This window comes from Enterococcus sp. DIV2402 (assembly GCF_017426705.2).
In the GTDB taxonomy this organism is placed as follows: Bacteria; Bacillota; Bacilli; order Lactobacillales; family Enterococcaceae; genus Enterococcus_F; species Enterococcus_F lowellii.
The window spans coordinates 1,080,556-1,087,500 of record NZ_CP147251.1 but is presented as its reverse complement, the minus strand read 5'-3'; the positions used below and the strand labels follow the sequence as shown (position 1 = coordinate 1,087,500).

Genomic DNA, 6,945 nt, shown 5'->3' with positions numbered 1-6,945 from the left:
TCCTTAGAAAGGAGGTGATCCAGCCGCACCTTCCGATACGGCTACCTTGTTACGACTTCACCCCAATCATCTATCCCACCTTAGGCGGCTGGCTCCAAAAAGGTTACCTCACCGACTTCGGGTGTTACAAACTCTCGTGGTGTGACGGGCGGTGTGTACAAGGCCCGGGAACGTATTCACCGCGGCGTGCTGATCCGCGATTACTAGCGATTCCGGCTTCATGTAGGCGAGTTGCAGCCTACAATCCGAACTGAGAGAAGTTTTAAGAGATTAGCTTAGCCTCGCGACTTCGCAACTCGTTGTACTTCCCATTGTAGCACGTGTGTAGCCCAGGTCATAAGGGGCATGATGATTTGACGTCATCCCCACCTTCCTCCGGTTTGTCACCGGCAGTCTCGCTAGAGTGCCCAACTAAATGATGGCAACTAACAATAAGGGTTGCGCTCGTTGCGGGACTTAACCCAACATCTCACGACACGAGCTGACGACAACCATGCACCACCTGTCACTTTGTCCCCGAAGGGAAAGCTCTATCTCTAGAGTGATCAAAGGATGTCAAGACCTGGTAAGGTTCTTCGCGTTGCTTCGAATTAAACCACATGCTCCACCGCTTGTGCGGGCCCCCGTCAATTCCTTTGAGTTTCAACCTTGCGGTCGTACTCCCCAGGCGGAGTGCTTAATGCGTTTGCTGCAGCACTGAAGGGCGGAAACCCTCCAACACTTAGCACTCATCGTTTACGGCGTGGACTACCAGGGTATCTAATCCTGTTCGCTCCCCACGCTTTCGAGCCTCAGCGTCAGTTACAGACCAGAGAGCCGCCTTCGCCACTGGTGTTCCTCCATATATCTACGCATTTCACCGCTACACATGGAATTCCACTCTCCTCTTCTGCACTCAAGTCTCCCAGTTTCCAATGACCCTCCCCGGTTAAGCCGGGGGCTTTCACATCAGACTTAAGAAACCGCCTGCGCTCGCTTTACGCCCAATAAATCCGGACAACGCTTGCCACCTACGTATTACCGCGGCTGCTGGCACGTAGTTAGCCGTGGCTTTCTGGTTAGATACCGTCAAGGGATGAACATTCTCTTCTCATCCTTGTTCTTCTCTAACAACAGAGTTTTACGATCCGAAAACCTTCTTCACTCACGCGGCGTTGCTCGGTCAGACTTTCGTCCATTGCCGAAGATTCCCTACTGCTGCCTCCCGTAGGAGTCTGGGCCGTGTCTCAGTCCCAGTGTGGCCGATCACCCTCTCAGGTCGGCTATGCATCGTTGCCTTGGTGAGCCGTTACCTCACCAACTAGCTAATGCACCGCGGGTCCATCCATCAGTGACGCAAAAGCGCCTTTCAGCTTTCTCTCATGCGAGAAAAAGCATTATGCGGTATTAGCACCTGTTTCCAAGTGTTATCCCCCTCTGATGGGCAGGTTACCCACGTGTTACTCACCCGTTCGCCACTCTTCTTTTCCAATGAACCGAAGTTCGGCGGAAAAGAAGCGTTCGACTTGCATGTATTAGGCACGCCGCCAGCGTTCGTCCTGAGCCAGGATCAAACTCTCATAAAAAGTTGAAACAATCTTTCGATTGTTAAGCTCATAAATAACGTTTGCTAGCATTACTGCTTGCTTATTTTGTGTTACTTCTATCTAATAGAAGTGTCCTACACAATTGGTTCGTTTGCTTGCTTTGTTCAGTTTTCAAAGGTCTACCTTGCTGTGTTAGCAACTTTTATATCATATCAGTTTAACAAGTGAATGTCAACTATATTTTTCAAAAAGTTTTTTTCAAGAAGTAATTAACTTCTTCACAGCGACTTTATAAATTTAACAAATGAATTGTTATTTGTCAACAACATTTTTAATTATTTTCGTTGTATTTACAACGTTCATAATTGATTAAATTTTTGCGACTTCGTTATAATATCATCTGTCATTTACTTCGTCAACTCTTTTTTTCAAAAATTTCAAAAGTTTTATTTGTAGTTAGTCATTCAACCAACGTTGATTAATTTATCACGTTTTATCCATAGCGTCAACTAAAAAAACAATCGGTATTTTGAGTCAAAATGCCGACTATATCTATGTTTGTTCGTATTTCAAAAAGAATAAAGCTATAACTATTTATTCATCACTTTTATTATCCGAAAATTCGAACATTGTAGTTCTACACTTCCTGAAAATATCGGTAAAAAAAAGCCGAAAATCGGCTTAATATCATTTTTTTAGAAAAAAGGCATTCCATCAATATCATAATCTTGAATAATTTGACGAAAATCTTTTGCTTCTTTCCAAGCATATTCTTCTGGTAATGAATTACTTTGATCTTTTTCTTGTGTTTCAAACACAAACAGTGGAATGCTCATATTATCTGCATAACCATTCGTTAGTTCAACTAACTCAATGCAGGAAATATCAAGGTGTACTGTTTCTTTTAATAACTGTAAGATATTTGCTAATCCTGTACGTTCTTCTGAAAAAGCTGTAGATGCTAATTCTAATTTCTCATCAACTATGCGCATCAAAAATTTCTTCGAGCCATCTTCCAAATGAAGCATGACTGTTCCGGCAACTCTTTTGTTTTTCAACATACTCACCTCGATCGGTATTCTCTTCTATTCCTATATGATAACACAATTTATCAACAGATACAGTTGATTTTCAGCATTTTTCTGAAGAAAGCATTTCCAGTGCTTCTTTAATCCAAAGCGGTAAATGTTCATCAATAGTTCGAAAACCAATGCGTTTATTTTTATTCGTGAAGTAACGTTTTTTACGATGTACGGTATGTACAAATTTTGTTTCTAACGTTCGACGTGACAAACTAATTTTTTTTGTATATTCATCGATATCAATTACTTGTACGTTTACTGCATCACCTATTTGCAGGACTTCATGAATGTTTTTTGTAAAACCTGACTGTATTTCCGACACATGAATCAACCCTTGCGTTTCACCATCTAATGAAACGAATGCACCATATGGTTGAATTCCGGTCACTGTTCCTTCTAAAATATCCCCAATTTTATATGTCATATCGTTCCCTCTCTTCGCATCTTTTATTATACTATAACTAATCAAAAAATGAAGCAGAGATTCACTTGCTTTATAAGGGAGGATTTATTATGAATGAATTCGATACAGTCATTCCACGAAAAAATACGAACAGTGTCAAATGGGACACTCCTATAAAGAACTACGAAAAAGACTCATTGCTGCCACTCTGGATTGCCGATATGGATTTCCCTGCTTTACCAGCTGTACAAACTGCTTTCTGCGAATATGTCAATCAAGGTATTTTTGGTTATGCAACTTTCCCAAATGAATTATATGAATCAATTATCAATTGGCAAGCTAAACAACATCAGTACACCCTAAAAAAGAAGAGATTCTTTTTCATAGTGGTGTTGTCCCAAGTATTGCCTTAGCAATCCAAGCTTTTACAAAACCCAATGATGCCATTTTAATTCACGATCCTGTCTATCCTCCGTTTGCTGCTGTGATTAAAGCTAATCAACGAAAACTTATTCGTAATCAATTAACTGGCAGTCAAACATTCCAAATTGATTTTGAGCTTTTTGAAAAACTTATTATAGAAGAAAATGTGAAGCTATTTATCTTATGTAATCCTCATAATCCTGGTGGACGTGTATGGAAGCAAGAAGAATTGTACCAAATTGGTTTGATTTGTCAAAAACACCAGGTCCTTGTGATTAGCGATGAAATTCATCAAGATTTAGTTTTTGCACCCCATGTATTTACAACTTATCATAATGTCGATACAATTTTTAAGGAGCATTCAATCGTATTAACTTCTGCAACTAAAACCTTCAATTTAGCTGGTATAAAACAATCGATGGTTTTTATTAAAAATCCCGATTTACGTCAGAGATTTAAGACCGTCCAAAAACAACTTTGCCAGAATGAAATTAACACATTTGGCATGATCGGTACACAAGCAGCTTATCAACATGGTGAACAATGGCTAAGGGATTTATTAGCTTATATAGAAGAAAACATACAATTTACTTTAAATTTTTTAGATCAGCACCTTCCAAATATCTACTATATGAAACCTGAAGCGACTTATCTGATATGGCTTGATTTTTCAGCTTACCAGTTAACAAATAGTCAGCTGAATAAAAAAATGATTGAAGAAGCGGGAGTTGTTTTGAACTCGGGTATTCCATTTGGTTCAAGAGGCGATCAACACATGCGTTTAAATGTGGCTTGCCCACGAAGCATCCTAGAAACTGCCTTGCAGCGAATTGCTCAAGTATTTTAATTTCACAAAAAAACCGAATGATACGATTTTGCTTTGTACCAGCAAAATCGTATCATTCGGATTTCAGTTTTTCTTTTTAAATGCTATTCACTAATTTCGATTGTTTCAATAACTACATCATGTACAGGTCGATCTTGAGGACCGCGTTGTACACCACCAATTTCATCCACAACATCCATGCCTTCTGTCACTTGACCAAATACTGTATGACGGAAGTCTAACCAAGGTGTACCGCCTTTTTTATAGACATCAATGATTTCAGACGGGTAGCCCGCACTTTCCATTTGACCAATCATGTTGGCAGGTACATTTTGGTTGTTTACGATAAAGAATTGACTACCATTTGTGTTTGGACCAGCATTTGCCATTGATAAGGCACCACGTAAGTTGAATAATTCTTGTGAAAATTCATCTTCAAAGCTTGAACCATAAATACTTTCGCCACCCATACCTGTACCAGTTGGATCGCCACCTTGAATCATAAAATCAGGAATCACACGGTGGAAAATAATGCCATCATAGTAACCTTTTTTGGCTAATTGAACAAAATTTTCAACTGTTTTTGGTGCGTGTTCTGGGAATAATTGAATAGTAATATCCCCACGGTTTGTTTTAACGAGTGCTTTGACACCCTTTTGATTTGCTAAGTCTAATTGTGGAAATTGAGACAAAAAAATCTCCTCCTTACGGTTTGATAGTCTAATAATAGCAGAAAAAAATAAAAATGCCACGCACAATATTCTTTGCTATAATGGTAACTGCAAAACAATGTTCAGTTTATAAAGGAGCTTATACTTATGACCATTTACGATATTACAATTGTCGGCGCAGGTCCGGCGGGGATGTTCGCTGCCTTTTATGCCGGAATGCGCAATGCCAAAACGAAAATTATTGACACCTTACCACAACTCGGTGGTCAACTGTCCACCTTGTATCCTGAAAAATACATTTATGATATTCCGGGATACCCTAAAATTAAAGCGGGTGATTTGGTGCAAAAATTGGAAAAACAAATTACTACGTTTAATCAACGCTATTGCTTAGAAGAACAAGTCTTAAAAATTGAGCGCCAAGAAGACGGCATCATTGAAGTAACGACGAATAAACGAACGCATTATTCACGTGCGGTTATTTTAGCCTTAGGCAACGGCTCGTTCCAACCACGAAAATTAACCGTACCGAATGCTGAAAATTTTGAAAACTACGGCATTGATTATTATGTTCCTGATTTGATGAAATACGCTGGGAAAAAAGTCGCCATTGCTGGGGGCGGTGATTCTGCGATTGATTGGGCGTTGATGTTAGCCCCAATTGCTGCCGAAGTCTCTTTGATTCATCGTCGCTCAGAGTTTCGCGCGCATGAACATAGCGTCAATCAATTAAAACAATCCTCCGTTAACATTATGACCCCTTATATCATTAAAGATGTCGTGGGAGAACGAATGTTAGAAGAGATTTACCTTCAAGAACCAAAAAGTGACGAAACCGTTCGTTTGTCTGTGGATTATTTAATCGTTAATTACGGTTTCTCCTCTTCGTTAAACTTAAAAGACTGGGGCATTACGAGTTCTCGTCAAGGGATTCCGGTTCGTTCGGATATGCGTAGCTCGATGGAAGGTGTTTATTGTTGTGGGGATATCACATTGTATGACGGCAAAGTCAATTTAATTGCGACAGGATTTGGCGAAGCGCCGACTGCCGTAAACAATGCGCTACATTACATTAATCCGAAAAATCGCACACAACCTGCGCACAGTACCAGTCTCTTCCAAGAATAAACAAAAGAGGAAAGTTCTGATTGAACTTTCCTCTTTTTATCTATAAATATTCTTCATGCCATTCGACTAATTTATCTTTAACTAAATGAAGTAGTTGCGCTGGTGTCTCAGCAGCTAGACGCTCACCTTCAAAAAAGCAAAAAGGTTTTTGAGCACAAAGCGTACACTCACTTAAACAGGAATACATCATAACATCCACATCTTCCAGGGATTCTAAGGCATCCATCACTACTTGACTGCCTTCTGCTAAATTTGTTTCACAAAATTCTACCAGAGGAAACATACCTTCACCGCTTTTCTTTATTTGATTCCAATCGTGCAATAGTATACCATGAAAGAATAGAATAATCGAAAATCTGATAGGAGGATTTTTTTATGGTCTTACAAACAAGTGCGTTAGAACAAAAAGCACGCCAATTATTAGGCGATCGTGGTGTTTCGATTGTCGATATTGCCAATTTGGTGATGCATTTGCAAAAGAAATATTTGCCGGATTTAGCTTTGGAAGAATGTGTCGATAGTGTCAACTCTGTTTTAAGTAAACGTGAAGTGCACAATGCCATTTTAACGGGTATTCAATTAGATATTTTAGCTGAAGAAGATAAATTACTCCAACCGCTACAAGAAATTGTTGCTGAAGATGAAGGGCTGTACGGAATCGATGAAATTCTGGCACTATCGATTGTTAATGTTTATGGTTCGATTGGTTTCACAAATTATGGATACATTGATAAAGTAAAACCAGGAATTTTAGCTGAACTAAATAGTCATGATGGTCCACGCGTCCATACCTTTTTGGATGATATTGTGGGCGCAATTGCGGCATCTGCTGCGAGTCGTTTAGCACATCAATACCCAGATAGAGCACATGATATTACACAATAAA

General features: G+C 39.6%; 6 protein-coding genes, 1 rRNA gene and 1 pseudogene. 3 read left to right on the top strand and 5 right to left on the bottom strand.

Going from position 1 to position 6,945, the window contains the following annotated elements:
* Positions 1 to 7: 7 nt before the first annotated feature.
* From DOK78_RS05290 to DOK78_RS05280, 3 genes are all read right to left on the bottom strand, one after another.
* A 16S ribosomal RNA gene (locus tag DOK78_RS05290) occupies positions 8 to 1,565 on the bottom strand.
* A 656-nt stretch (positions 1,566 to 2,221) separates the two neighbouring features.
* Positions 2,222 to 2,584 carry a hypothetical protein gene (locus DOK78_RS05285; protein ID WP_207942316.1) on the bottom strand — a complete coding sequence of 121 codons (363 nt, stop codon included), beginning with the start codon at positions 2,582 to 2,584 and terminating at the stop codon, positions 2,222 to 2,224.
* 73 nt (positions 2,585 to 2,657) lie between these two features.
* Complete coding sequence (locus DOK78_RS05280) at positions 2,658 to 3,032, bottom strand: CvfD/Ygs/GSP13 family RNA-binding post-transcriptional regulator (RefSeq protein WP_207942317.1); 375 nt, start codon at positions 3,030 to 3,032, stop codon at positions 2,658 to 2,660.
* 89 nt (positions 3,033 to 3,121) lie between these two features.
* Here DOK78_RS05280 and DOK78_RS05275 point away from each other — a divergent pair.
* A pseudogene (locus DOK78_RS05275) lies at positions 3,122 to 4,281 on the top strand (MalY/PatB family protein).
* A gap of 83 nt (positions 4,282 to 4,364) precedes the next feature.
* Here the strand turns inward: DOK78_RS05275 and DOK78_RS05270 are convergent.
* A complete protein-coding gene (locus DOK78_RS05270) occupies positions 4,365 to 4,952 on the bottom strand; it encodes a peptidylprolyl isomerase (RefSeq protein WP_207942319.1) in 588 nt (195 codons plus the stop codon).
* 126 nt (positions 4,953 to 5,078) lie between these two features.
* On the opposite strand from DOK78_RS05270, the gene DOK78_RS05265 reads away from it, so the two are divergent.
* Complete coding sequence (locus DOK78_RS05265; protein ID WP_207942320.1) at positions 5,079 to 6,059, top strand: NAD(P)/FAD-dependent oxidoreductase; 981 nt, start codon at positions 5,079 to 5,081, stop codon at positions 6,057 to 6,059.
* 40 nt (positions 6,060 to 6,099) lie between these two features.
* Here DOK78_RS05265 and DOK78_RS05260 read toward each other — a convergent pair whose 3' ends face one another.
* The gene (locus DOK78_RS05260; protein WP_207942321.1) at positions 6,100 to 6,342 is read right to left on the bottom strand and encodes a DUF1450 domain-containing protein; all 243 of its coding nucleotides are present in this window, start codon (positions 6,340 to 6,342) and stop codon (positions 6,100 to 6,102) included.
* A gap of 92 nt (positions 6,343 to 6,434) precedes the next feature.
* Here DOK78_RS05260 and DOK78_RS05255 point away from each other — a divergent pair, with 92 nt between their 5' ends.
* On the top strand, positions 6,435 to 6,944 hold the full coding sequence (locus DOK78_RS05255) for a phosphatidylglycerophosphatase A family protein (RefSeq protein ID WP_207942322.1): 510 nt from the start codon (positions 6,435 to 6,437) through the stop codon (positions 6,942 to 6,944).
* Position 6,945 lies beyond the last annotated feature (1 nt).

Bases quoted from the DNA above. Each gene is read 5' to 3' on its own strand.
- DOK78_RS05280 (WP_207942317.1), bottom strand. From the start codon at position 3,032: ATGACATATAAAATTGGGGATATTTTAGAAGGAACAGTGACCGGAATT.
- DOK78_RS05260 (WP_207942321.1), bottom strand. From the start codon at position 6,342: ATGTTTCCTCTGGTAGAATTTTGTGAAACAAATTTAGCAGAAGGCAGT.
- DOK78_RS05255 (WP_207942322.1), top strand. From the start codon at position 6,435: ATGGTCTTACAAACAAGTGCGTTAGAACAAAAAGCACGCCAATTATTA.
- DOK78_RS05265 (WP_207942320.1), top strand. From the start codon at position 5,079: ATGACCATTTACGATATTACAATTGTCGGCGCAGGTCCGGCGGGGATG.